General features: G+C 69.8%; 21 protein-coding genes. 5 read left to right on the top strand and 16 right to left on the bottom strand.

Annotated elements, in window-relative coordinates; genetic code table 11:
* Position 1: 1 nt before the first annotated feature.
* The 15 genes from FB547_RS01525 to FB547_RS01455 all read right to left on the bottom strand — a co-directional run bounded on the left by FB547_RS01525 (position 2) and on the right by FB547_RS01455 (position 16,949).
* Positions 2-1,207 (bottom strand): M20 aminoacylase family protein, encoded by a 1,206-nt coding sequence (locus FB547_RS01525; protein WP_145739045.1) that lies wholly within the window; start codon positions 1,205-1,207, stop codon positions 2-4.
* Positions 1,208-1,271: 64 nt separating this feature from the next.
* Positions 1,272-2,555, bottom strand: a complete 1,284-nt coding sequence (locus FB547_RS01520) for an aspartate aminotransferase family protein (protein ID WP_145739043.1) — start codon at positions 2,553-2,555, stop codon at positions 1,272-1,274.
* 10 nt (positions 2,556-2,565) lie between these two features.
* Complete coding sequence (locus FB547_RS01515; protein ID WP_145739041.1) at positions 2,566-3,621, bottom strand: phosphotransferase; 1,056 nt, start codon at positions 3,619-3,621, stop codon at positions 2,566-2,568.
* Positions 3,618-4,646, bottom strand: a complete 1,029-nt coding sequence (locus FB547_RS01510; RefSeq protein WP_145739039.1) for a histone deacetylase family protein — start codon at positions 4,644-4,646, stop codon at positions 3,618-3,620. The genes FB547_RS01515 and FB547_RS01510 overlap by 4 nt, the downstream gene beginning before the upstream one ends.
* An 18-nt stretch (positions 4,647-4,664) precedes the next feature.
* The gene (locus FB547_RS01505) at positions 4,665-5,393 is read right to left on the bottom strand and encodes a GntR family transcriptional regulator (RefSeq protein ID WP_145739038.1); all 729 of its coding nucleotides are present in this window, start codon (positions 5,391-5,393) and stop codon (positions 4,665-4,667) included.
* 43 nt (positions 5,394-5,436) lie between these two features.
* Positions 5,437-6,363, bottom strand: a complete 927-nt coding sequence (locus tag FB547_RS01500) for a DMT family transporter (RefSeq protein WP_145739036.1) — start codon at positions 6,361-6,363, stop codon at positions 5,437-5,439.
* Positions 6,360-7,418, bottom strand: a complete 1,059-nt coding sequence (locus FB547_RS01495) for a histone deacetylase family protein (protein ID WP_145739035.1) — start codon at positions 7,416-7,418, stop codon at positions 6,360-6,362. Before FB547_RS01495 ends, FB547_RS01500 begins: the two co-directional genes overlap by 4 nt.
* A complete protein-coding gene (locus FB547_RS01490) occupies positions 7,415-8,785 on the bottom strand; it encodes an aspartate aminotransferase family protein (protein ID WP_145739033.1) in 1,371 nt (456 codons plus the stop codon). Before FB547_RS01490 ends, FB547_RS01495 begins: the two co-directional genes overlap by 4 nt.
* Positions 8,786-8,811: 26 nt before the next feature.
* Positions 8,812-9,774, bottom strand: coding sequence for a 2-hydroxyacid dehydrogenase (locus FB547_RS01485; RefSeq protein WP_145739031.1), 963 nt, complete (start codon positions 9,772-9,774; stop codon positions 8,812-8,814).
* Positions 9,774-11,432 carry an ABC transporter ATP-binding protein gene (locus FB547_RS01480; protein WP_145739030.1) on the bottom strand — a complete coding sequence of 553 codons (1,659 nt, stop codon included), beginning with the start codon at positions 11,430-11,432 and terminating at the stop codon, positions 9,774-9,776. Before FB547_RS01480 ends, FB547_RS01485 begins: the two co-directional genes overlap by 1 nt.
* Positions 11,429-12,280 carry an ABC transporter permease gene (locus tag FB547_RS01475; protein ID WP_047784595.1) on the bottom strand — a complete coding sequence of 284 codons (852 nt, stop codon included), beginning with the start codon at positions 12,278-12,280 and terminating at the stop codon, positions 11,429-11,431. The genes FB547_RS01480 and FB547_RS01475 overlap by 4 nt, the downstream gene beginning before the upstream one ends.
* Positions 12,277-13,248: an ABC transporter permease gene (locus FB547_RS01470; protein WP_124959184.1), complete on the bottom strand. Its 972-nt coding sequence runs from the start codon at positions 13,246-13,248 to the stop codon at positions 12,277-12,279. The genes FB547_RS01475 and FB547_RS01470 overlap by 4 nt, the downstream gene beginning before the upstream one ends.
* A 37-nt stretch (positions 13,249-13,285) precedes the next feature.
* Positions 13,286-14,854 carry an ABC transporter substrate-binding protein gene (locus FB547_RS01465; protein WP_145739028.1) on the bottom strand — a complete coding sequence of 523 codons (1,569 nt, stop codon included), beginning with the start codon at positions 14,852-14,854 and terminating at the stop codon, positions 13,286-13,288.
* Between the two features lie 88 nt (positions 14,855-14,942).
* Positions 14,943-15,734, bottom strand: coding sequence for a class II aldolase/adducin family protein (locus FB547_RS01460; RefSeq protein ID WP_186454095.1), 792 nt, complete (start codon positions 15,732-15,734; stop codon positions 14,943-14,945).
* A gap of 357 nt (positions 15,735-16,091) precedes the next feature.
* Positions 16,092-16,949: a pirin family protein gene (locus FB547_RS01455; protein ID WP_145739024.1), complete on the bottom strand. Its 858-nt coding sequence runs from the start codon at positions 16,947-16,949 to the stop codon at positions 16,092-16,094.
* 132 nt (positions 16,950-17,081) lie between these two features.
* Between FB547_RS01455 and FB547_RS01450 the strand changes: the two genes are divergently transcribed.
* Both FB547_RS01450 and FB547_RS01445 read left to right on the top strand, forming a co-directional pair.
* On the top strand, positions 17,082-18,020 hold the full coding sequence (locus FB547_RS01450; protein ID WP_145739023.1) for a LysR family transcriptional regulator: 939 nt from the start codon (positions 17,082-17,084) through the stop codon (positions 18,018-18,020).
* A gap of 28 nt (positions 18,021-18,048) precedes the next feature.
* Positions 18,049-18,525 (top strand): peptidylprolyl isomerase, encoded by a 477-nt coding sequence (locus FB547_RS01445; RefSeq protein ID WP_145739021.1) that lies wholly within the window; start codon positions 18,049-18,051, stop codon positions 18,523-18,525.
* 18 nt (positions 18,526-18,543) lie between these two features.
* On the opposite strand, the gene FB547_RS01440 is transcribed toward FB547_RS01445, so the two are convergent.
* Positions 18,544-20,148: a CYTH and CHAD domain-containing protein gene (locus FB547_RS01440; protein WP_145739019.1), complete on the bottom strand. Its 1,605-nt coding sequence runs from the start codon at positions 20,146-20,148 to the stop codon at positions 18,544-18,546.
* A 73-nt stretch (positions 20,149-20,221) separates the two neighbouring features.
* Between FB547_RS01440 and FB547_RS01435 the strand changes: the two genes are divergently transcribed.
* The 3 genes from FB547_RS01435 (at position 20,222) to FB547_RS01425 (ending at position 23,376) form a co-directional block, all read left to right on the top strand.
* Positions 20,222-21,595, top strand: coding sequence for an amidase family protein (locus tag FB547_RS01435; protein ID WP_145739017.1), 1,374 nt, complete (start codon positions 20,222-20,224; stop codon positions 21,593-21,595).
* 105 nt (positions 21,596-21,700) lie between these two features.
* Positions 21,701-22,123, top strand: a complete 423-nt coding sequence (locus tag FB547_RS01430; protein WP_145739015.1) for a VOC family protein — start codon at positions 21,701-21,703, stop codon at positions 22,121-22,123.
* 77 nt (positions 22,124-22,200) lie between these two features.
* Positions 22,201-23,376 carry a pirin family protein gene (locus FB547_RS01425; protein WP_145740522.1) on the top strand — a complete coding sequence of 392 codons (1,176 nt, stop codon included), beginning with the start codon at positions 22,201-22,203 and terminating at the stop codon, positions 23,374-23,376.
* Positions 23,377-23,394: the final 18 nt, after the last annotated feature.

Raw genomic sequence — 23,394 nt, 5'->3', positions numbered from 1 at the left:
CTCAGCCGCCCGACGGCAGCCAGCGCTGCACCAGCTTCACGAAGTAGCTGGCGCCGATCGGAATGATCTCGTCGTTGAAGTCGAACGAGGTGTTGTGGATGATGCAAGGGCCGGGCCCGTGGCCGTCGAGCCGGTGGTCGCCGTCGCCATTGCCCAGGAACGCATAGCAGCCGGGCCGCGCGAGCAGCATGTGGGCGAAGTCCTCGGCGCCCATCACGGCAGGGAAGTTGTCGGTGACCATGCCGTCGCCCACCACCTCGCGCATCACGCTGGCGGCAAAGCGCGCCTCGGCCGGGTGGTTGACCACCGGCGGCGAGGAACGGTTGAAGAAAACCTCGGCCGTGCAGCCGTGCGCGGCGGCCACGCCGGCCGCCACTTCGCGCAGCCGCGCCTCGATCTTGTCGATCGCCTCGATGGAGAAGGTGCGGATGGTGCCGCCGACCGTGGCCACATCGGGAATCACGTTGGGCGCATCCGAGCCCTGCAGCTGCGTGACCGCAAGCAGGGCGCGCTCGGTGCTCGGAATGGTGCGCGGCACGATGGTCTGCAGCTGCTGCGCGAGCGTGACCACCGCGGCCACGGGGTCGATGCCGGTGTGCGGCATCGAGGCATGCGTGCCGCGCCCATGCATGGTGATCCTGTAGGTGTTGCTCGACGCCATCAGCGCGCCTTCGTTGAGCGCGAAGCGGCCCACGTCGCCGACGGGAAAGTTGTGCAGCGCAAAGACCGCGTCGCACGGGAAGCGCTCGAACAGGCCGTCCTGGATCATCTTCTTCGCACCGGCCTTGCCCATCTCCTCGGCCGGCTGGAAGATGAAATGCACGGTGCCGTCGAAGTCGTCGGGCCCCTGCTGCGACAGGTGCCAGGCGGCGGCCAGCAGCATGGTGGTGTGGCCGTCGTGGCCGCAGGCGTGCATGCGGCCGGCATGGGTGGACTTGTGGGCGAACTCGTTGGCCTCGTGCAGCGGCAGCGCATCCATGTCGGCGCGCAGGCCGATGGTGCGCGTGCCGGTGCCCTTGCGCAGCACGCCGACCAGGCCGGTGCCGGCAATGCCGCGGTGCACCTCGATGCCCCATTCGGCAAGCAGGCCCGCCACCTTTTCGGAAGTGCGGTGCTCCTCGAAGCCGAGTTCGGGATGGGCGTGGATGTCGCGCCGGATGTCGACGAAGCGGGAGGCGTGGGCGGCAAAGGAATCGACGATGTTCATGATGGCAAGGGTCGTGGGGGCGAACGATTCTGGCGCAAGGCGGCGATCGGCGCCATGCGATCGGTCAGAGGCCGGCCAGCACCTGGTCCAGCGTCTCGACCAGCAGGTCGGCATGGGCTTCGGAAAACACCAGCGGCGGGCGGATCTTGAGCGTGCTGGCATGTTCGCCGGTGGCGCTCAGCAGCACCTGCCTCTCGCGCAGGCCGTTGACGATGCGCGCGGTTTCCGCGGTGGCGGGCGTGCGGACGCGGCGGTCCGTGACGAGCTCCACGCCCACGAACAGGCCCGCGCCGCGCACGTCGCCGATCAGCGCATGGCGCTCGGCGAGCTTCGCGATCTGCGCACGCAGGTAACGGCCGACGCGCTGCGCGTTGGCCATCAGGCCTTCGCGCTCGATCACGTCGAGCACCGCCATGCCCGCGGCCATCGAGACCGGGTTGCCGCCGAAGGTGTTGAAGTAGCGGCACTCGCGGCCGAAGGCGGCCAGCACCCCGGGCCGCACCGCAAGGCCGGCCAGCGGATGGCCGGCGCCGAGCGGCTTGCCCATGGTGACGATGTCGGGCACCACGCCATGCCGCTGGAAGCCCCAGAACGCGTCGCCGGTGCGGCCGAGGCCGGGCTGCACTTCGTCGGCGATGAAGAGGCCGCCGGCCTCGCGCACCGCGTCCACCGCCTCGGCCATGAAGCCGGGCGGGTCGGTGAAGATGCCGTCGCTCGAGAACACGGTGTCGACCATCAGGGCGGCCGGGCGCATGCCCTGCGCCTTGAGGTCGGTGATGGCCTCGCGCACGCCGTTCGCGAACGCGCGGCCCAGCTCGCCGGGCGCGATGCGGTAGCTGTCGGGCGCGGGCACGGTGCGCACTGCGTCGCCAAGCTGCACGAACTTGCCGAGCGAAGGCGAGGCCTCGGCAATCGACGCGGTGACGCCGTGGTACGCGAAGCGCGTGACGATCAGCCCCTCGGCCTTGGTGTGCGCGCGTGCGATGCGCATCGCCAAATCATTGGCCTCGCTGCCGGTGCAGGTGAACATCGCGTGCGCGAGTTCGGCCGGCAGGGTGGCGAGCAGCCGCTCGGCGTAGTCGAGCACGCCCTCGTGCAGGTAGCGCGTGTGGGTGTTGAGCACGCCGGCCTGGCGCGCGATGGCCTCGACCACGTGCGGATGGCAATGGCCGACGGAGGCGACGTTGTTGTAGGCGTCGAGATGGGGCCGGCCCTCGGCGTCGTACAGCCACACGCCTTCGCCGCGCACCGGGTGCAGCGGCGTGTCGTAGAACAGGCGGTAGGCCGGGCCGAGCACGCGCGCGCGACGCTCGACGAGGGCCTGGGTCGAAGGGGCGAGGGAAGTCATGGGCGGTCTCTCAGAGCTTCAGCGCGCGGCGAAAGGCTGCTGTCGCCGCGGCACTGCCGACGCGCTCGCAGGCCTGCAGCCGCGCCCACGACAGCGGGTTGTTGCGCAGCAGGTAGGGCGCGTTCTCGGGATAGCGCGCGGCGCGCCAGCCGCTGATGGCCACCACCATCACGAGCCGCGCCGTGATCAGGTCGAACAGCACGCCGGCCTCGGCCGTCGACAGCGGCCGCACCGCGTGGTACGCGGCGACCAGCGGCACGATGGCCGCGAGCGGATCGTCGCCCGTGCCGGCCTGGTAGGCGGCGGCCACGGCCAGGTCGTTGATGCACGGCGCGCGCACCATGTCGCCGAAGTCGAGGATCGCGGCGATGCGGTCGGTGTCGGCCGGGTCGACCAGCAGGTTGTAGATGTTGAAGTCGTTGTGGATCGGCTGCGCGGGCAGCGTGCGCAGCACCGGCCTGGCATCGCGCTCGAAACGGTCGAGCGCGGCGGCGGCCAGCGCGCGGCGCTCCGGCTCGGCGATGTGCGCGAGCAGGCCGCGCACGCTGTCGGCGCGCTGCAGGTCCCAGGGCAGCGGCAGCTCGCCGGCCGGGTGCTCGAAGCCCGCGAGCGCGAGGTCGAGCCGGGCCAGCATGCGCGCGAGGTTCTGCTGCTGCCGCGGCGTGCGCGGCGCCTCGGGCAGCGGCAGGCCGGGCAGGTAGCTGAAGAGGCGCACCACGCGCGGCAGGCCGTCGCCCGGGTCGCAGATGAAGGAGGCGGCGCCCTCGCGCGTCGGCACGATGCGCTGCACCGGCAGGCCGGGGTCGGTGGTCGCGAGGTGCAGCAGGGCCTGGGTCTGGAAGTCGGCGACCAGCGCGGTCTCGGCCGGGTGCGAGATCTTCAGCATGAAGCGGGCGCCGTCGGTGGCGCGCTCGAGCCGGTAGTTGCGGTCACGCTCGCCGGTCAGCGGCTTCATCTCGCCTTCGATGCCGTAGCGCTCGCGCGCGAGCTCGCGCACCCAGGCGTCGTCGAGCGCGGGCGAGGCTTCGCTGAGCACCTGCGCGTCGGCGAACTCTGCATTCGTCATGCGACGCTCTCGAAACCGCGCAGCGCACTCGCAATGTTCGGCCCCAGGTCGTCGGAAAGGTAGCCGCCTTCCTGCACCAGCACCGTGGGCAGCCCCAGGCGCGCGATCTCGGCCAGCAGCACGGCGAAGCCGGCGGTCTGGATCTTCATGCCCTTGTAGGGATCGCGCTCGTGCGCGTCGAGCCCCAGCGCCACCACGAGTGCGTCGGGCGCATAGGCACGGATGCTGTCGCAGGCATCGCGCAGCGCGGGCAGGTAGCCGTCGATGTCAGTGCCCAGCGGCAGCGGCTTGTTGATGTTGTAGCCCAGGCCTTCGCCTTCGCCGCGCTCGTGCGCGTGGCCGATGAAGAAGGGCGTGAAGTTGCGCGGGTCGCCGTGCAGCGAGATGGTCAGCACGTCGGCGCGGCGGTAGAAGATCCCCTGCGTGCCATTGCCGTGGTGCACGTCGATGTCGAGGATGGCCACGCGGTCGTGCACGCCGCGCAGGTGCTGCGCGGCAATGGCCACGTTGTTGAGGTAGCAGAAGCCATTGGCGCGGTCGGCGTACGCGTGGTGGCCGGGCGGCCGGCACAGCGCATAGGCCGCGCGCTCGCCACCGAGCACGAGCTGCGCCGCATGCGTGGCCATGTTCGCCGAGGCGATGGCGGCCTCCCAGGTGCGCGCGCCGATGGAGCAGGCGTTGTCGCCCATGTGGAAGCCGGCCTGGCCGACCACGCTGTCGGGGTAGGTGCAGGGCTGGCCCGGGAAGGGGTGGATGTTGGGCATCACTTCTTCCGACGGGTCGTCCAGCAGCTGCCAGCGCGCGTAGGCGGTTTCGAGGAAGCGCAGGTACTCGGGCGTGTGGATGGCGGCGCGCGGGCCGGCGCCGAAGTCGCGCGTGGCGACGATCTCGTGGCCTTCCTGCTGCACCGCCTCGAGCAGGCGGAATGCACGCTCGGGCTGCTCGTTGCTGCGCTTGAGCTTGCCGCGCACCATGAAGAGCTGCGGGTCGTGGTCCTTGTGGGTATCGCTGTAGACGACTTTCATCGGTGTGTCTCTCCGGTCTCAGGCATGGGCGGGAAGGGGCGCGGCGCCGTGCTGCTTCATGAACAGCGCGCGCACGTGCTGCCAGGCGTCTTCCAGGTGCACGCGCATCGCGGCCTTGGCGGCCTCGGGGTCGCGGCGCACCAGCGCATCGACGATGGGGCGGTGGGTCTCGGCCATGGCGGTGGGGTCGTGGTAGACCGCGTCGATCAGCGCGATGATCATCTGCATCTCGGTCTGCGTGTTCATGAAGATGCGGTGCAGGTGCGCATTGCCCGACAGCTCGCAGATCAGCGTGTGCAGCGCCAGGTCGTTGGCGATGCGGTGGTGCTGCGGCTGCGTGTTGGCCTCGCGCACCATGGCCTCGACCAGCGCCTGCACGCGCGCGATGCCCGCTTCGTCGGCCTTGCGGCAGGCCAGCTCGATGGAGGTGAGTTCGAGGCTCAGGCGCACCTCGAACAAATCGTCGATCTCCTGCACGCTGATGGTCCGCACCGCGAAGCCGTGGCGCGGTTTGGCCACCAGCACGCCCTGGCGTTCGAGCCGCCGCGCCGCCTCGCGCACCGGCGCGCGGCTCACGCCCATGCGGCGCGCGATGTCGGCCTCGACGATGCGGCTGCCGGGGGCCAGCCGTCCTTCGACGATGGCGCGCGTCAGCTGGGCCTCGACCAGCCCGACGAGGTCGGTCGACTCGACCGACTCGAACAGGGCCGCGTCGGCAGAAGGAGGAGTTGTTATGGAAGTTGCCATGTTGCTTGTCTCGTCATTGGGATGCTGCGCCAGGGGCGATTCTTCACCGGATGGCGTCCGGCGCGGCCGGTGCGCTCTTCAGGCCCCGCCCCGCGCGCGCCAGGTAGATGCCCGCAGCCATGATCAGCGCGATGCCGGCCATCGCGATCGCGTCGGGCGGCCGGCGGAACCAGAAGGTGCTGAAGGCCACGGCCAGCAGCAGCTGGAAGTAGTTGAGCGGCGCGAGCGTCGAGGCCTCCACGCGCTCGAAAGCGGCCAGCAGCAGCCATTGCGCCGCCGCGCTGCAGGCGCCGCCCGCGAGCAGCAGCGCCACGTCGCCCCAGGGCGGCTGCTGGGCCGGCAGGAAGAAGGGCGCAGGCAGCAGCGTGACGACGAAGCAGGCCAGCGCGGTCCAGGCGTACTGCACCGGCCCCGCGACCAGGCCCGCGAGCCGCCGCGTGAGCAGCTGGAAGATGGCGTAGCAGACGGCGGCCACGGCCATCAGCACCGTGCCGAGCAGCGGCAGGTCGGCCCCCGGCCGCACGATCAGCAGCATGCCGCCGAAGCCGACCGTCACCGCCACCCAGCGGCTGCGCCGCACCTGCTCGCCCAGCAGCCACGGCGACAGCGCCACCATCAGGAGCGGCGCGGTGAAGTAGATGGCCGTGGCCTCGGCCAGCGGCATCCAGATCAGCGCGGTCATGAAGCAGGTGGCCACCGTCGCGAGCATCAGGCCGCGCAGCAGCAGCAGGGGCTTGTGCGGCGTGCGCCACATGCGCAGGTCGCCATGGCGCAGCAGCATCGCGAAGGCAATGCCGCTCACCGCGACATAGCGCATCACGTTGACGAAGGGCGCCGGGTAGAACTGCAGCATGTACTTGCAGAACGCGTCGTAGGAGGCAAAGGCCACCAGCGCGCAGAAGAACAGCGCCACGCCGGCGCGCCTGGAGCCCGCCGGACGCAATGAGAGAGCCGTGGCGGCGGTGCTCATCGCGCGGCCTGGAAGCCCCGCAGGAAGTTGTCGAGCGCGGGGCCGATGGCCTCGACCATGTAGCCGCCTTCCTGCACGATCACCGTGGGCAGCTTCAGCGCGCCGACGCGCTCGCCGATGTGGCGGTAGGCGTCGAGGTCGAGCTTGAGCACGCTGATGGGGTCGTCCTTGTAGCTGTCGAAGCCGAGCGCGAGCACCAGCGCCTTGGGCGCGAATTCGCGCAGCGCGGCCGCGCCTTCATCCACCGCCTGCAGGAACGCCGCGTTGTCCGCGCCGTGCGCAAGCGGCAGGTTCAGGTTGAAGCCTTCGCCCGCGCCCGTGCCGCGCTCGTGCGCGTAGCCGGTGTAGAACGGGTAGTAGCCCGAGGGATCGGCATGCGTCGACACGGTCAGCACGTCGCCGCGCGCATAGAAGATGTTCTGCGTGCCGTCGCCGTGGTGCGCATCGACGTCGAACACCGCCACGCGGCCGTGCCGCCCGCACAGCCGCTCTGCCGCGATGGCGCTGTTGTTGATGTAGCAGAAGCCTCCCGCGCGGTCGCGGTGCGCGTGATGGCCCGAAGGGCGGCACAGCGCGTAGGCCGCGTCGCCGCTTTCCAGCACCGCATCCGCGGCGGCCACCGCGGTATGGGCCGAGCGCAGTATCGAGCGCCAGGTGTGCGGGCCGAGCGGGCACGAGAGGTCGCTGATGTAGTAGCCCGTGCGCGCCACCAGCGAGGGCGAAGGACAGGGCGCGCGCGCCACGCCCGGCGTGCCGTTGTAGTACGGCGAAAGATTCGGCAGCACCTCGATGCCGGGCTCCACGCCGGGCACCTTCAGTTCGCGCCACAGCGCGTAGGCGGTTTCGAGGTAGTCGAGGTAGTCGGCGCTGTGCACGGCTTCGAGCGGCGCGCGGCCATAGTCCCGCGGCTCGGCCAGCGCAATGCCGCGCAGGGCCAGCGCGTCGCGCAGCGCATGCGCGCGGCTTGGCAGGTCGGTCGGCTTGCAGAGGCGGCCCAGCCGCATGAACTGCTGCGGATCGTGCAGCAGCTGCTCGTCGGTGAAGAAGACCTTCACGCGAAGCTTTCCTCGAAGATTGCCATGGCGCGGCCGAAGCGCGCGAACATGTCGTCGATCTGTCCGGCCGTGATGATGAGCGGCGGGCAGAAGGCAATGGAATCGCCCATCGCGCGCACGATGAGCCCCTGCGCCAGTGCGAGCTCGGCCAGGCGGGCGCCGGCCTTCTGCGCGGGATCGAAGGGCGTGCGCTTCGCGGGATCGGCATACAGCTCGATGGCGCCGATGAGCCCCACGCCGCGCACCTCGCCGACGTATTTGCGCGCGGCGTGGCTCTGCAGCCCCTTCTGGAATTGCGGCACCAGCGACTGGACGTGCGCGAGGATGTTCTCGTCCTCGTAGACCTTGAGCGTCTCGAGCGCGATGGCGCAGGCCACCGGATGGCCCGAGTAGGTGAAGCCGTGGCCGAAGGTGCCGATCTTTCCGCTGTTGGCGGCCACCGCCGCATGCACTTTCTCGCTGACCATCACGGCCGAGATCGGCACGTAGCCCGAGGACAGCGCCTTGGCCGCGGTCAGGATGTCGGGCCTGAGGCCGAAGGTGGTGGAGCCGAACATCTGGCCGGTGCGGCCGAAGCCGCAGATCACCTCGTCGGCAATCAGCAGCACCTCGTATTTCGCGAGCACCTTCTGGACCTTGTCGAAGTAGGTGGCCGGCGGCACCAGCACGCCGCCCGCGCCCATCACGGGTTCGGCGATGAAGGCGCCGACCGTCTCGGGGCCTTCGTCGAGGATGCGCTGCTCGAGCGCAGCGGCCAGCCGCGTCGCGAAGTCTTGCTCGCTCTCGCCGGCCTCGGCGTAGCGGAAATGGTGCGGGCAGTCGACGTGCAGGATGCGGTCGATCGGCAGGTCGAAGTCGCGGTGGTTCGGCACCAGGCCGCTCAGGCTCGCGGCCGCGACGGTGACGCCGTGGTAGGCGTTGCGGCGCGCGATGATCTTCTTCTTTTCAGGCTTGCCGATGGCGTTGTGGTAGTACCAGACCAGCTTGACCGCGGAGTCGTTGGCCTCCGAACCCGAGTTGGCGAAGAACACCTTGGACATCGGCACCGGCGCCAGCGACAAGAGCTTTTCGGCCAGCGCGATCGCGGCCGGATTGGAGCGGCCGTTGAACGTGTGGTAGTACGGCAGCCCGTGCAGCGCCTCGCTGCCGGCCTTGGCCAGGCGTGCGTTGCTGAAGCCCAGCGAGGCGCACCACAAGCCCGACATTGCTTCGAGATAGCGGCGGCCCTGGTCGTCCTCCACGAAGATGCCGTCGCCGCGCTGGATCACCAGCGGGCCGAGCTGCGGATGGGTCGCGAGGTTGGTGAAGGGATGGAGATGCGCGGCGATGTCGTTGGCGGCGTTCTCCGCGTGCGTGCTGGCGTTCATGAAGTCGGTTCCGGTTTGTGGGGAGTTCAATAGCCGCGCGCCAGGTCGACCTGGTTGGCGGGCCGGCGGCCTTGCCGCAGCGACGCGAGGTTGTCGAGCGTCTGGCGGGCGATCACGAGGCTGTCGGTGCGCGTGGCGATGTGCGGCGTGACGAGAATGCGCGGGTCGCCCCAGAACGGATGCTCCGGCGGCAGCGGCTCTTGCGAAAAGGCATCGAGCGTGGCCGCCGAGAGCTGGCCCGCGTCGAGCGCCGGCTGCAGGTCGGCCTCGACCAGGTGGTCACCGCGGCCGACGTTGACCAGGTGCGCGCCGCGCGGCAGCTTGGCGAACAGCGCGGCATCGAGAAAGCCGTGCGTCTCTGCGGTCAGCGGCAGCAGGCACACCAGCGTGTCGCAGCCCGAGAGGAATTCGTCGAGCTGCGCGGCGCCGTGGAAGCCCTCGACGCCGGCCGGCAAGGCCTCTTTCGCGCTGCGGCTCCAGCCGCGCACCGGGTAGCCGATGGCGGCCAGCGCTTCGGCGCAGGCCATGCCCAAGGTGCCCAGGCCGGCAATGCCCACGCGATGGTGGCGCGGCGACACGATCGGCTGCTCCTCCCACCGGCGGGCGGCGGAACTCGCGACGTAGGCCCGCATGCCGCGATGCTGCTGCACCACGGCCCAGCAGACATAAGCCTTCATGCCGGCCGCCATGCCGGTGTCGACGATGCGGCACAGCGGCACCTGGCGCGGCAGTTCCGCGTCGGCCGTGATGTGCTCGATGCCCGCGGCCAGCGACTGCACGAGCCGCAGCTTCGGCATCCGGGCGAGCAGGCCGTGCGGCGGAAACCAGCACACGGCCGCTTCGATCTGGTCGAGCGCGCCGAGCTCTTCGCCCAGGCGCAGGTCGATGCCGGGATGGGCCTCGCGGAAGGCCGCGGCGAGGTATTCCATGTCCAGCACCTCGCTCAGAATCGCCACGCAAGGCGTGCCGCCTTTGTCGTTCAGCGCCATCACGCGACCAGCGCCTCGGCCGGCGACGCGGCGGACACCAGCCGCGGCACCGCCTCGATCAGCTTGCGCGTGTAGGCATGCTTCGGATCGCCGAGCACCTTGTGCGTCTCGCCGTATTCGACGACTTCGCCGCGCTGCATCACCGCGATGTGGTCGCACATCTGGCCGGCCACGCGCAGGTCGTGCGTGATGAAGACCATCGCGAGCTGGAACTGCTCGCGCACCTGCGCGAAGAGTTCGAGCACCTGCGCCTGCACCGACACGTCGAGCGCCGACACCGGCTCGTCGGCCACCAGCAGTTCGGGCTGCATGGCGAGCGCGCGGGCAATGCCGATGCGCTGGCGCTGCCCGCCCGAGAACTCGTGCGGATAGCGCTCGGCCGCGTCGGCGCCCAGGCCGACGAGCTTGAGCAGCTCCATCGCGCGCGCCATGGCTTCGGCCTTGCCCACGCCCTGCGCGATCGGCCCGCCCGCGATGGCCGCGCCCACGCGGTGGCGCGGGTTCAGCGAGGCGTACGGGTCCTGGAACACCATCTGTATCCTGCCCGCGGCCTCGCGCCGGAAGGCGGGGCCCTGCGACAGGCTGCGGCCCTTGAAGAGGATGCGGCCGCTGTCGAACGGCGAGAGCCCCACCAGGCAGCGGCCCACGCTCGACTTGCCCGAGCCCGATTCGCCGACCAGCCCCAGCGTTTCGCCGCGGCGCAGCTCGAAGCTGACGTTCTTCGCGGCCTGCACCGAGCGGCCGCGCTTGAAGAGGCCGTTGCCCGAGGTGTAGGTCTTGCACAGGTCCTGCACCTGCAGCACGCGCGTGACTTCGCCCGTGGGCGTGTCGCGCTCGGCATTGCCGGTGGGAATGGCTGCGATGAGCTTGCGCGTGTACGGGTGCTGCGGCGCATCGAGCACCTGGCGCACCGGCCCGGCCTCGACCACCTTGCCGGTCTGCATCACGACCACATGGTCGGCAATTTCGGACACCACGCCGAAGTCGTGCGTGATGAACAGCACCGCCGTGCCGCGGCGCTGCTGCAGCTCGCGGATCAGCGCGAGGATCTGCGCCTGCGTGGTCACGTCGAGCGCGGTGGTCGGCTCGTCGGCAATCAGCAGCACGGGCTCCAGCACCAGTGCGCAGGCGATCATCACGCGCTGGCGCTGGCCGCCCGAGAGGCGGAACGGATAGGCGTCGATCAGCAGCTCCGGATCGGGCAGGCCCACGTCGGCCAGCGCGGCCAGGATGCGCCGCCGCTTCTTGGCCGCGGGCACGCTGCCGTGCGCGTCGAAGACTTCGCCGATCTGCTCGCCGATGCGCATGACCGGGTTCAGCGCCGTCATCGGCTCCTGGAACACCATGCCGATGCGGCGGCCGCGCAGCTCGCGCATCTGCGGCTCGCTGAGCTGCAGCAGGTCGCGGCCTTCGAAGAGGATCTGCCCCGCCACGGGCTCGACGTGCGGGCGCGGCAGCAGGCCCATCACGGCGTTGGCGATCATCGACTTGCCCGAGCCCGATTCGCCGACCACGCACAGCGTCTGCCCCGGCAGCACCGACAGCGTGGCGCCGTCGACGGCCAGCGCGCGGTCCGCGCCCCTGGGCAGGCGGATGCCCAGGCCGACGACGTCGAGCACCGGCTGCACCGGCTTCATGGGCGTGACGGTGGCGCTCATTTGCCCCTCCCGTCGAGCCGCGTGTTGAGCCCGTCGCTGAGACCCTCGCCCACCAGGTTGAGCGCGAGCACGGTCAGCACGATGGCCAGGCCCGGGAACAGCGCCATCCACCAGGCCTGGCGCAGCACGGTGCGCGCCGCGCCCACCATATAGCCCCAGCTCATCTGGTTCGGATCGCCCAGGCCGAGGAAGCTCAGGCTCGACTCCAGCAGGATGGCCGTGGCCGTCATGAGCGAGGCCATCACGATGATCGGCGACATGGCGTTGGGCAGGATCTGCGTGAGGATGATGCGCGGCGTCGACTGGCCCGCGAGCAGCGCGGCCTGCACGAAGTCGCGCTGGCGCAGCGTGAGGAACTCGCTGCGCACCAGCCGCGCCACCGGCGGCCACGAGACGATGGCAATGGCCACTACGATCGAATTGACCGAGGGCTGGAAGATCGCCACCAGCACGATGGCGAGCGCGAAGCTCGGCACGGCCTGGAACAGCTCGGTGAAGCGCATCAGCGCCGCGTCGATCCAGCCGCCGAAGTAGCCCGCAATGGCGCCGAGCGTCACGCCGATCAGCAGCGCCACCACGGTCGACACCAGCCCGATCAGGAGCGAGATGCGCGCGCCGTAAATCACGCCCGAGAGGATGTCGCGGCCCAGCGTGTCGGTGCCGAGCGCGAAGCCGGGCTCGGTCCACGGCCGCAGGAACGGCTGTTCGACCATGTTCCATGGATCGTTGGTCGCGACCCATGGGCCGATGATGGCGACGACGGCCACCAGCACCAGCACGGCCATGCCGAGCACGGCGCCCTTGTTGCGGCAGAAGCGCCGCCAGAATGGACTTTGCAGCAGGGTCATAGCTCGATGCGGGGATCGACCAGCGTGTAGACGAGGTCGGTGATGAGGTTGAACAACACGGCCATGGCCGCGGTCACGAGGAAGGCGCCGAGCAGCAGGTTGTAGTCGCGCTGCAGCAGCGCGTCGAACATCAGGCGGCCGATGCCGGGCCAGGCGAACACGGTCTCGGTCAGCACCGCGCCGCCGATCATTCCGCCGGCCTGGATGCCCGCGAGCGTGACCACCGGCAGCAGTGCGTTGCGCAGCACGTGCGCGCGCAAAATGCGCCCGGGCTTCACGCCCTTGGCGCGGGCGGTCTTCACGAAGTCCATCTGCGCCACCTCGAGCATGGCGGCGCGCGTCATGCGCGCATACACCGCCATGTAGAAGAGCGCGAGCGTCAGCGCCGGCAGCACCAGATGGCCCGCGATGTCCCAGGCCAGCGCCAGGCCGGTGGCGCCGGAGCCCACGGTGCTGAAGCCGAAGCCCGGCAGCCAGTCGAGCTGCACCGTGAACACCAGCACCGCCATCAGCGCGAGCCAGTAGAGCGGCGTGGCATAGAAGATGAGCGCCACCACAGTGATCGAGCTGTCGACCCAGGTGCCGGCCCGCCGCGCGGCGAGCGCGCCCAGCGTGATGCCGAACAGCAGCGACAGCGCGAACGCCGTGCCCGTGAGCAGCAGCGTGGCGGGCAGCCGGTCCATGATGAGCTTCAGCACCGGCTGCTGCTGCCGGTACGAGAAGCCCAGGTCGAGTTGCACTACCTTGCCGACGTAGGTGGCGAGCTGCGTGGTGATCGGCTGGTCGAGCCCGAACTGCGCGCGCAGCTGCGCCACGAACTGCGGATCGGACGCGCCCGCCTCGCCCGCCAGCACCGACACCGGATCACCCGGCGCGGCGCGCACCAGCATGAAGTTGACCGTGGCGATCAGCAGGATCGCCAGCAGGCCCTGCATCACGCGGCCCAGCATGAACTGCGTACGTTTCATCGGCGGCTCCTGTGAGGTGGCGTGCGCAGGCTGGCCGTCATGCGAGCGTTGCCGTACCGAGGCTGTCGTTCAGGCCGATGCCCGAGCTGATGATGTTGTTCAGCTTGGTACGGTACAGCGTCGGAAAGTTGAGCTCGTGCAGCCAGGCGACGGGCACTTCGTCGAGCAGGATCTTCTGCACCTGCAGGTAGATGGCCTTGCGCTTCTCGGGGTCGCTCTCCTTCGCGCCGGCGTCGAACAGCTCGTCCACCTTCGGGTTCGAGTAGCCCTCGACGTTGTTGAAGGGCGAGCCCTTGGCGATATTGCTGGTGGTGTAGTTGCGCGCCACGCCCAGCGCCGGGTCGCCGTACTGGTAGACGTAGGTGAAGGCGAGATCGTAGTCCCACTCGTTGAGCTTCTGGTTCCAGCCGGCCACGTCGGTGGCCACCAGCTCGACCTTGATGCCGGCCTGCGCGAGGTTCTGGCGCAGGATCTCGGCCGAGCGCGCCCAGGTCTCGCCATAGGGCAGCGGCAGCAGGCGCAGCGTCTCGCCCTTGTAGCCGGCTTCTTCCAGCAGCTTCTTGGCGGTGGCCACGTTGCGCGGGTACTTGGCGACGTCGGTGCTGTGGAACTTGATGTTGCTGTTGAACGGCCCGGTCGCCGGCTTGGCGAAGCCCTGCCAGGCGATCTTGGCCATGGCCTCGCGGTCGATCGCGTACATCACGGCCTGGCGGAACTTGACCTTGTCCATCGGCGCCTTGCGGTTGTTGAGCCACAGCCACGAATGGGGCGCAAAGAACTCCCAGCCCTTGGTGGTGACCGCCGCGCCCGGCAGCTTGGAAAGCCGCAGCACGTCGAAGTATTCGACCGCGCCGCCCGGCACCAGGTCGACCTTGCCCGACTCGAAGGCCGCCGCGCGCGAGGCCGCGTCGGGAATCACGTGGAAGTACACACTCTCGACCAGCGGCACGTCCTTGACGTGGTATTTGTCGTTGGCCACGAGCTGGATGTACGAGCCCTTGACCCATTCCTTGAACTTGAACGGCCCGGTGCCGATGGGCGTGGCGTTGGCCGGGTTGGTCGCGAAGTCGGTGCCTTCGTAGATGTGCTTCGGGATCATCGGCATGCTGCCGACCTCGAAGATGCCGATGAACGGACCGAAGGGGTACTTGAGCTTGAACTCGACCGTGAGCGGATCGATGGCCTTGATGCTCTCCACCGACGCTAGGTTGGCGCGCAGGCGCGCATGCGTCTTGCGCAGGAACACGTCGGCCGAGAACACCACGTCGGCCGAGGTGAAAGGCTTGCCGTCATGCCAGGTGACGCCGGGCTTGAGCTTGAAGGTGTAGAGCGTGCCTTCCTTGTTGACGGTCCACGAGGTGGCCAGCGAGGGCAGCGGGTTGATCTTCTCGTCGTAGCGCAGCAGGCCTTCGTAGATGTTGCCCGAGATCATCTGCGTGGGGCCGTTCTGCGTGATGCCCAGCATCAGCCCCGGCGGCTCGGGCTGCACGACGGCGTTGATGACGCCGCCTTTCTTGCCCTGCGCCAGCAAATGCAGCGGGACACCCGCCAGCGTCAATCCGGCGGCCGAGGCGGCGCCCATCTGGATGAGGTTGCGACGTTTCATGTGCGGAAACTCCTTGTGGCTCTGTGCGAGCGGGTGGGGACGAGGAAACGGGAACGGAAGAACGCGGGCGCCGCGCGCGGCGCCAGGTTCAGTCGCGGTACGAGGTGGCGGGAAGCGGATCGATGCGCTGCAGCAGCGCGCGCCATTCGCGCGCGTTCGGATCGGGCTGGCCCGGCTGGCGCACGCTGTCGCCGCTTTCGTATTGCTGCGCGGTCTTCTCGCAGACCTCGGCCGGCACCGGATACACCGGCAGGCCGCTCGACTGGATCGCCACCTGCACGCGGCAGGCGCGCTCCAGGTTGAGCATCAGGATGAAGGCCTCCGACACCGTGCGCCCGAGCGTGACCAGGCCGTGGTTGCGCAGGATCAGCGCACGCGCCGCCGGGCCCAGGTCGGCCACCAGGCGCTCGCGCTCGTCGGCGTCGAGCGCGATGCCCTCGAAGTCGTGATAGACCACGCGGTTGTAGAACTGCAGCGCCCACTGGTTGCACGGCTGCAGCCCGCCGGCCAGCGACGACACCGCCACGCCGGCCACCGTGTGCGTGTGCAGCACGCAGGCCGCGTCGTGGCGCGCCGAATGCACGGCGCTGTGGATGGTGAAGCCGGCCGGGTTCACGTCCCAGGGCGAGTCGTCGAGGATGCGGCCGTCCAGGTCGATCTTCACCAGCGACGAGGCCGTGATGTCCTTGAACAGCATGCCGAAGGGGTTGATCAGGAACTGGTCCTCGGTGCCCGGCACACGCGCGGAGATGTGCGTGTAGATGCTGTCGTCCATGCCGTAGTGCGCTACCAGGCGGTAGGCGGCGGCCAGGTCTTCGCGCACCTGGCGCTCGGCCTCGGAAACGGGTGGGGCCTTGCGGCCCACTGCCTGCAATTGCATGTCGCGTTCCTTTTTCAGGCCCGGCGGGAGAGCGCCGGCGCCATGTTCGGGGTTCATCGGATCGACTGTGAAAACTGTCGACAGTCAACCGACGACAGTCTTAAGCAATATGCAGGCCTGCGTGATGGGGTAAGCCCTCGGTGGTGCGGGCTGAAGCACGCAGAGGCGCGCCAGCAAAGGGCTGGCGCCAAGCAAAACGCCGCGCGCACGGTGCGGGGTGCGCGCGGCGGGAGGGCCGAAAGAGGTTTCTTGGGGGCCGTTCCCGCGCCATGAAGGCGCTGGATGCACCGGCGAAGTGCCGTTCAGGGCATCGGCACGGCGCTGCAGCAGGGGCCGACGCGCCGTGCGCCCCGGCTCTCAGCGCAAGCGGCCCTGCTCGCGCAGCCGCGCACCGATGCGGCGGATCTCGGCCTCGCCCTGGTCGAGCGCCGCCTGGCTGGTGTGCACCGAGTAGTGGCCCATCACCAGTTCGTGCGGATGCTTCGCGGCCGAGCCCAGCACGAAGGACGCGTCGCCCTGGGCCACGAAGTCGATGGCCGCGCCGGACTCCTCGAACACCGCCAGCTCACCGGCGGCGACCGGTTCGCCGTCGCCTGCATCGAGCCGGCCCGCGTCGACCGCGATCCAGCCCACCGTGTGGCCGGCGGGCGGCGTGTAGCGCCAGTGTTCGCCATCCTTCAGCTGCACGGCCAGGTAATTCATCGGCGCCGGCGCCGGAATGGGGCTCTGCGCCGCGCCCAGGCGCCCGAGCAGCACGCGCGCCGGGCCTTCCCGCGGCACCTGCGAGGGTGCCAGGTAGATGCTTTGCGCCGGCGCGTTCTCTTCCGAGGCCGGCAGGGCCACCCAGAGCTGGAAGCCCTGCACGCGCTTCGTGTCCGGCGCGGGTGCGCCGTCGTGCCACACGCCGTTGCCGGCGCGCATCCACTCGACGCCGCCGGCCGGCAGCACGCCCTGCTCGCCGGTCGTGTCCTCGTACAGCGTGTCGCCTTCGATCAGCCAGGTCAGCGTGGCAATGCCCGAATGCGGGTGCATGCCGAAGCCCTTGCGGCCGCCCGAGGTGTCGAAGCCGAACAGGTCGAGGAACACGAAGGGCTTGAGGAATTCGCCCAGGTCGCCCGGGCTCACGAGCCGCGTGATCGGCCCATGCTGCGAGCCGCGCGTGCGGTAGACGATGGCGCGGGCTTCGGTGGTGGTGGTGGCAACGGCGGTGGTCATGGGGTGCTCCAGAACCGGGTTGGGGAAGCGGGAGATGAGGAAGTCATGGGCAGAAGGTTAGGGCTGCACCCATTGATCGACTAGACGGCAGAATCGGATTGCACTCGTCTACCATTAGAAGGAATCCCCGCCATGCTCGACCTCAACGACATCGCCATGTTCGTGCAGGTGGTGCGCCACGGCAGCTTTGCCGGGGCGGCGCGCCGGCTGGGCCTGCCGCCCAACACCGTGAGCCGGCGCGTCCAGCAGCTCGAGGCGCAGTTGGGCACGCGGCTCATGCAGCGCTCCACCCGCAAGCTCACGCTGACCAGCGCCGGCCAGGCTTTTCACGAGCGCTGCGCGGGCGCGGTCGACGGGCTGGTCGAGGCCGGGCAGGAGCTGATCACCGGCAGCCAGCAGCCCAGCGGCCTGGTGCGCGTGGCGGCGACGGCCGACTTCTTCGATTTCTTCCCGATGGAGTGGGTGGCCGACTTCCTGGCCGCGCATCCGCTGGTGCGCATCGACTTTGTTCTGAGCGACGCCAGGGCCGACCTGATCGCCGAGCAGATCGACATCGCATTCCGCGGCGGCGCGCTGCCCGACTCCGGCTACGTCGGCCGCCAGCTGCTGGGCGCCCGGACCGACGGCATGGTCGCGAGCCCCGCCTACATCGCCGCGCGCGGCGCGCCCGCCACCTTGCAGGACCTGGCGGACCACGATTGCGTCACCTCGCCCCACCCGAGCGGCCGCACCCTCTGGCGCCTGGCCGGCCCCGGCGGCGCGGAGGAAGAAGTGCAGGTCGCGGGCCGCTTCAGCGGCAACACCGCGCAGGCGCTGCGCAAGGCCGCGCTCGCCGGCCTGGGCGTCGCGCTGCTGCCGCCCACCATGGCCAGGCTCGACCTGGAGGCCGGCCGGCTGGTGCCGGTGCTGCCGCAGTACCAGCGCACGGGGCAGGGGCTGAGCGTGCTCTATCCGAGCCGCAAGCACCTGCCGCTGGCGGTGTCGGCGTTCATCGGGATGGTGAAGGAGAAGCTCAGCACGGTGGAGGCGCTGCCGGAGATGTTGCGGGCGGCGCGGGCCCCGTCCCGCTGAGCGATCGATTTCCACAGAAAATGTCCCCATGAAAATCGAAAAAGACACCGTCGTCACCCTCAAGTACAAGGTCGCCGACGCCCAGGGCAAGCTCATCGAAGCCAGCCCCGAGCCGATGGCCTACCTGCATGGCGGCTACGAGAACACGCTGCCCAAGATCGAGGAAGCACTCGATGGCAAGGAAAAGGGCTTCCAGACCACGCTGAACCTCGCACCCGAAGACGCCTTCGGCCTGCGCGACGAGTCGCTGGTGCGCAGCATCCCCAAGTCCGAATTCCCGCCGGGCGTGAAGGTGGGCGGGCAACTGCAGGGGCGGCTCGACGACGGACGCGAGCACCTCTTCACGGTGATGAAGATCAAGGGCCCGATCGTGCTGCTCGACGGCAACCATCCGTGGGCGGGCAAGGCGCTGAAGTTCAGCCTCCAGGTGACGGACGTGCGCGCGGCGCTGCCGGTGGAAATCGAGCATCGGCACGTGCATGGTGCGCATGGGCACCATCACTGATCCTTCCGGATCAGCTCTCTAATTCCTCTTTTTCCAGAACCGCGGCGCCTTCCCGATCCTGCCCAGCGCCTTGCGGCAGGCCTTCGCGCCCGCCTCACGGCGCGCGCTGAACCAGCCGACGGCAAACCATGCGCGGGCATCGCGCGCGGTGGCTTCGCGGTAGAGCGCGAGCGCCACGGCTTCGTCGTTGAATTCGCCGAGCGCGTCCTGCGCGGGGCGCAGGCGCTTCAGGTAGCGCTCGGCGGGCGATGACTTTTCGTCTTCATCATCCCCATCGGCGAACAGCGGCGCCACGAATTCGGCCAGGTAGCGCAGGCGCTTGAGCCGCTTGCGCGTGCGGTGCTGGTCCTGGGCCGACAGCGATTCGAAACGGCGGCCGTCGCGCACCGCCTGCCGATGCAGCCTCTGCAGGCGCTTGCGCAGATGGCGGCGCGCCTCGGTGGCGCCGAGCGGCGCTGACGCGGGCTGCCCGGCGCCTTCGGCACTGGCGTGTGGCGCGGCCGTTGCCGCGGTGAAGCCGATCAGCGAAACCAGCACCGACTGGAACGCGGGCGCTCGCATCACTTCGCCGGGCGACGGCGCTTCGGCCGCCGCCTCGTCGCCAGCCAAGGGATCGAACTCCGGCGCCCCCGCATCGCGCAGCTGCGGCTGCGCCAGCTTCACGACCTGCTCGCGGTCGCGCAGTTGGCCGAGCGCGCGGAAGGCTTCGACCAGCGGCGGCTCCCATTCGGCGCTGTCGAAAAGACCGGCGCGCGGGTCGAGCCCCGCGAGTTCGCGCAGCGCGGTGCGCAGGCGCCGGATGCCGATGCGCAGCTGGTGGACCTGTTCTTCATCCGTGCTGCCCGCGGCGATCTCGCTTGCGTTGGGCAGCATCTGCGCCAGGCAGGACGCGACCACGGCCTGCTGGATGGCGCGGCCGTCGAGCTCGCCTTTCTCGCCAGCAAAGCGTGGCGCCTCGGCCTTCACGGCCGGCACCACGTCGAGCTTCGCGAGCAGGCGCGCGCCGCGCTCGGCCTTGGACACGGTGCTGAACCACAGGCCGTGCTGCTGCGACCAGCGGTGCGCGAGCGCGACCAGCCCCTGCACGTCGCCGCGCTTGAGTTCGAGCTCCAGCTCGCATACGGGCGATTCGCGCTCGTCCGACGTACCCGCGTGGGCGATGACCTTGCCGACATCGAGCGCCAGCTCCACCACGGCCGCGCCGGCGCCGGAGGTGCGCACATCGCGTGTGAGCCGCACGATGTCGGTGGACTGCCGTTCGACCAGCGGGGCACCGCTCGCGGCCAGCACCTTGGCAAGCCGCTCGCCCACGGGCGTGCCGTGGTGGCGCTGCGGATCGATGGCCGGCGCGGCGCGGCTGGCCGCCGCGGCGCCCAGGTCGACGTTGTGTTCGAGCCGATGCAGCGCGTTGTCCCCGGTGGCCTTGGCGGTCTGCACCCAGCGCCGCCCCTCCTTGCGCAGGCGCAGCACGATGCCCTCGGCGGCCAGCGCCTGGTCGGCGGTGTCGAAGTAGCGCGCCTGCAGCCGGGTGCGCACGACGCTGCCGCGCCGCATGGCGGCTTCCACGGCTTTCAGGCGCTGTGCGGGAACATGAAACTTGAACTCGATTTCCATGCCGGCCATGATGCCCGGTCTTTCTCCGCACGCCATGCGGGCACTGTCGCTGGAATGGACAAGCAGCAGAAAGGCACAGACCATGACCGCCCTCGATCCCACCACCCTCCTGGCCGCCGGGGCCGCACGGTCGGCCAAGGCGCTCGCCGCCAGGCAAGTGAGCGCGGTCGACTTGTGCGAAGCCGCCATCGCCCGCATCGAGGCGCTCGACGGCCCGCTCAACGCGGTGGTGGTGCGCGACTTCGACCGCGCGCGCCGGCAGGCCGCCGAAGCCGACGCGGCGCTCGCGCGCGGCGAGCGCCGGCCGCTGCTGGGCGTGCCGATGACGGTGAAGGAGGCCTTCAACGTCGCCGGCCTGCCGACCAGCTGGGGCCTGCCGCAGTACCGCCATTTCGTGCCGCGGCAGGACGCCGTCGCCGTGGCACGCCTCAAGGCGGCAGGCGCGGTGATTCTCGGCAAGACCAACGTGCCGCCGGCGCTGGCCGACTGGCAGTGCGACAACCCGGTGTATGGCCGGACGGTGCACCCGCTCGATGCCAGGCGCACGCCGGGCGGTTCGTCGGGTGGCGGCGCAGCGGCGGTGGCCACCGGCATGGTGGCGCTGGAGCTGGGCTCCGACCTCACGGGCTCGCTGCGCGTTCCCGCGAGCTTTTGCGGCGTGTACGCGCACAAGCCGAGCGAGGGCCTGCTGCCGACGCGCGGCTTCGCATTTCCGGGCACCGAGGAGGCGCCGGCCGCGCTGCCCTCGGTGATCGGGCCGATCGGCCATGGCGCGGACGACCTCTCGCTGGCGCTCGATGTGCTGGCCGGGCCCGATGCGGCCCACGTGGCGCAGGGCCGCTTCATGCTGCCGGCGGCGCGCCATTCGGCGGCGAAGGACTGGCGCGTGCTGGTGGTCAGCGCGCATCCGCAGGCCGCGGTGGCGGCCGATGTGCGCGCCGCCGTCGAAGGCGCCGGGCAGCGGCTGGCGAAGGCCGGCGCCTCGGTCGCCCAAGCCTCGGACCTGCTGCCCGATCTGGCCGAGGTCGGCGACACCTACGGCCAGATCGTGCAGACCGTGCTCGCGCATGCCGAGCCCGGCGGCCGTTCGCCGATGCGGCTGCGCACCTGGTTCGACCTGCTGGCCACGCGCACGCGCATCCGGGCGCAGCTGCGCACGCTCTTCATGCAATTCGACGCCGTGCTGTGTCCGGCGGCGGGCTGCGCGGCCTTCGAACACGTGACCGAGCCTGATTTCGAGAAGCGCACGCTCACTATCGATGGAAAGCCCACACGCTACGACGCACTGGCCGCCTGGTCGGGGCTTGCGAGCCTGGGTGGCCTGCCCGCCACGGTCGCTCCCGTGGGCTTCACGGCCGGTGGATTGCCGCTGGGCGTGCAGATCGTCGGCCCGTATTTCGAGGACCGCGGCACCCTCGCGCTGGCCGGGCTGCTGGGAAAAAGTGCCCTCCGATAAAAATAATGTGGACACCGTACATTTTCTTTGCTATCTTTTGTGGACGGCGTACACAACACGCCGGAAAACCTCCGATCCACTCTTCATCAACATAGGAAGACAACCATGGCCAACAAGCAGATCTTCGTGAACCTCGCCGTCAAGAACCTCGACAAGTCCAAGGCATTCTTTGCCGCGCTGGGCTACACCTTCAACGAGAAGTTCACCGACGCCAACGCCGCCTGCATGGTGATCCAGGAAGGCAGCATCCACGCCATGCTGCTGGTGGAAGACTTCTTCAAGACCTTCACGAGCAAGAGCCTGGCCGACACCAGCAAGAGCACCGAGGTGCTGCTGTGCCTCTCGTGCGAAAGCCGCGCCGAGGTCGACGAGATGGTGGCCAAGGCGGTGGCCGCGGGCGGCACGGTGCCGCGCGAGCCGCAGGACTACGGTTTCATGTACGGCCACGGCTTCCAGGACATCGACGGTCACTTGTGGGAGCTGATGTACATGGACCCGAACGCCGAAGTGACCCATCAGAACGCCTGATGCTGCGCTGCTGACGCACAAGAACGATGCCCATCGTTCCATATGCGCTCCTCACTGTTGCGCGGAAGGCCCCTTCCCTGAAGCGGGTGCGCCCCGATATTCCACAAAGCAGCGCCGCCACGCATTCAGCGGCGGCGCACCCAACCGAAAGGAATACCGAGGTGTCCAGCAACAACGACAGCAGCAGCCACATCGAGGAAGGCCGCAGCCCCGTGCTGCAGGTGAGCCCGCTCGGCTTCCCGTGGCAGACGATCGACCCGTTCCTGTTCTGCGTCTATCACGACGACGCCTACCCGAAGGCCAACGCGCAGATGGGGCCCGCGGCGCCGCTCGCGGGGCGCCAGATCGGCCAGGACTTCAGCCGCAAGGACGGCTGGAGCATGTACCACGGCGACACGGTGCCGGGCTTTCCCTCGCATCCGCACCGCGGCTTCGAGACGGTGACCATCGTGCGCAAGGGGCTGGTCGACCATTCCGATTCGCTGGGCGCCACCGCGCGCTTCGGCGGCGGCGACGTGCAGTGGCTCACGGCCGGCAAGGGCATCGTGCATTCGGAGATGTTTCCGCTGCTCGATGCGAACGCGCCGAATCCGCTGGAGCTGTTCCAGATCTGGCTCAACCTGCCGGCCAGAAGCAAGATGGCCGAGCCGCACTTCACGATGTTCTGGTCGGAGGCCATTCCGCACTTTGCGTCCGACGATGCGGCGGGCGGGCGCACCGAGGTCGCGGTGATCGCGGGCCGCTTCGGCGGCACCGCCGCAGACGGCGGACCGGCGCCGATCCATCCGCTCGCGCCGCCGCCGGATTCCTGGGCCGCGCAGGCCGATGCCGACGTGGCGATCTGGACGCTCAAGATGACGCCCGGCGCGCAATGGACGCTGCCGGCCGCCGCGGGCGATGGCACGCGGCGCATGCTGTACTTCTTCAAGGGCGCGGTGGCGACCATCGCAGGCCGGCGCGTGGAAGGCCCGGCCGCCATCGAACTGCGCGCCGACACGGCCGTCGAACTGCGCAATGGCGATGAAGAGCCGGGCGAATTCCTGCTGCTGCAGGGCCGCCCCATTGCCGAGCCGGTGGTGCAATACGGTCCGTTCGTGATGAACACGCAGGCCGAGATCAGCCAGACGCTGGCCGACTACCGCCGCACGCAGTTCGGCGGCTGGCCCTGGAGCGATCCGGCGCCGGTGCATGGCCGCGATGCGGCGCGCTTTGCGCGGCACCCCGGCGGGCGCGAGGAAAAGCCGGCGGCCTGAGCCACGCGGCTGCGCGGC

The sequence above is a fragment of the Variovorax beijingensis genome (assembly GCF_007828835.1).
Classification (GTDB): domain Bacteria; phylum Pseudomonadota; class Gammaproteobacteria; order Burkholderiales; family Burkholderiaceae_C; genus Variovorax; species Variovorax beijingensis_A.
This window is presented reverse-complemented; position numbering and strand designations above follow the sequence as displayed.

What these genes read in the sequence shown, in the direction of transcription:
- FB547_RS01525 (WP_145739045.1), bottom strand. Translation starts at nt 1,207, where the DNA reads ATGAACATCGTCGATTCCTTTGCCGCCCACGCCTCCCGCTTCGTCGAC.
- FB547_RS01520 (WP_145739043.1), bottom strand. Translation starts at nt 2,555, where the DNA reads ATGACTTCCCTCGCCCCTTCGACCCAGGCCCTCGTCGAGCGTCGCGCG.
- FB547_RS01515 (WP_145739041.1), bottom strand. Translation starts at nt 3,621, where the DNA reads ATGACGAATGCAGAGTTCGCCGACGCGCAGGTGCTCAGCGAAGCCTCG.
- FB547_RS01510 (WP_145739039.1), bottom strand. Translation starts at nt 4,646, where the DNA reads ATGAAAGTCGTCTACAGCGATACCCACAAGGACCACGACCCGCAGCTC.
- FB547_RS01505 (WP_145739038.1), bottom strand. Translation starts at nt 5,393, where the DNA reads ATGGCAACTTCCATAACAACTCCTCCTTCTGCCGACGCGGCCCTGTTC.
- FB547_RS01500 (WP_145739036.1), bottom strand. Translation starts at nt 6,363, where the DNA reads ATGAGCACCGCCGCCACGGCTCTCTCATTGCGTCCGGCGGGCTCCAGG.
- FB547_RS01490 (WP_145739033.1), bottom strand. Translation starts at nt 8,785, where the DNA reads ATGAACGCCAGCACGCACGCGGAGAACGCCGCCAACGACATCGCCGCG.
- FB547_RS01485 (WP_145739031.1), bottom strand. Translation starts at nt 9,774, where the DNA reads ATGGCGCTGAACGACAAAGGCGGCACGCCTTGCGTGGCGATTCTGAGC.
- FB547_RS01480 (WP_145739030.1), bottom strand. Translation starts at nt 11,432, where the DNA reads ATGAGCGCCACCGTCACGCCCATGAAGCCGGTGCAGCCGGTGCTCGAC.
- FB547_RS01475 (WP_047784595.1), bottom strand. Translation starts at nt 12,280, where the DNA reads ATGACCCTGCTGCAAAGTCCATTCTGGCGGCGCTTCTGCCGCAACAAG.
- FB547_RS01470 (WP_124959184.1), bottom strand. Translation starts at nt 13,248, where the DNA reads ATGAAACGTACGCAGTTCATGCTGGGCCGCGTGATGCAGGGCCTGCTG.
- FB547_RS01465 (WP_145739028.1), bottom strand. Translation starts at nt 14,854, where the DNA reads ATGAAACGTCGCAACCTCATCCAGATGGGCGCCGCCTCGGCCGCCGGA.
- FB547_RS01460 (WP_186454095.1), bottom strand. Translation starts at nt 15,734, where the DNA reads ATGCAATTGCAGGCAGTGGGCCGCAAGGCCCCACCCGTTTCCGAGGCC.
- FB547_RS01455 (WP_145739024.1), bottom strand. Translation starts at nt 16,949, where the DNA reads ATGACCACCGCCGTTGCCACCACCACCACCGAAGCCCGCGCCATCGTC.
- FB547_RS01450 (WP_145739023.1), top strand. Translation starts at nt 17,082, where the DNA reads ATGCTCGACCTCAACGACATCGCCATGTTCGTGCAGGTGGTGCGCCAC.
- FB547_RS01445 (WP_145739021.1), top strand. Translation starts at nt 18,049, where the DNA reads ATGAAAATCGAAAAAGACACCGTCGTCACCCTCAAGTACAAGGTCGCC.
- FB547_RS01440 (WP_145739019.1), bottom strand. Translation starts at nt 20,148, where the DNA reads ATGGCCGGCATGGAAATCGAGTTCAAGTTTCATGTTCCCGCACAGCGC.
- FB547_RS01435 (WP_145739017.1), top strand. Translation starts at nt 20,222, where the DNA reads ATGACCGCCCTCGATCCCACCACCCTCCTGGCCGCCGGGGCCGCACGG.
- FB547_RS01430 (WP_145739015.1), top strand. Translation starts at nt 21,701, where the DNA reads ATGGCCAACAAGCAGATCTTCGTGAACCTCGCCGTCAAGAACCTCGAC.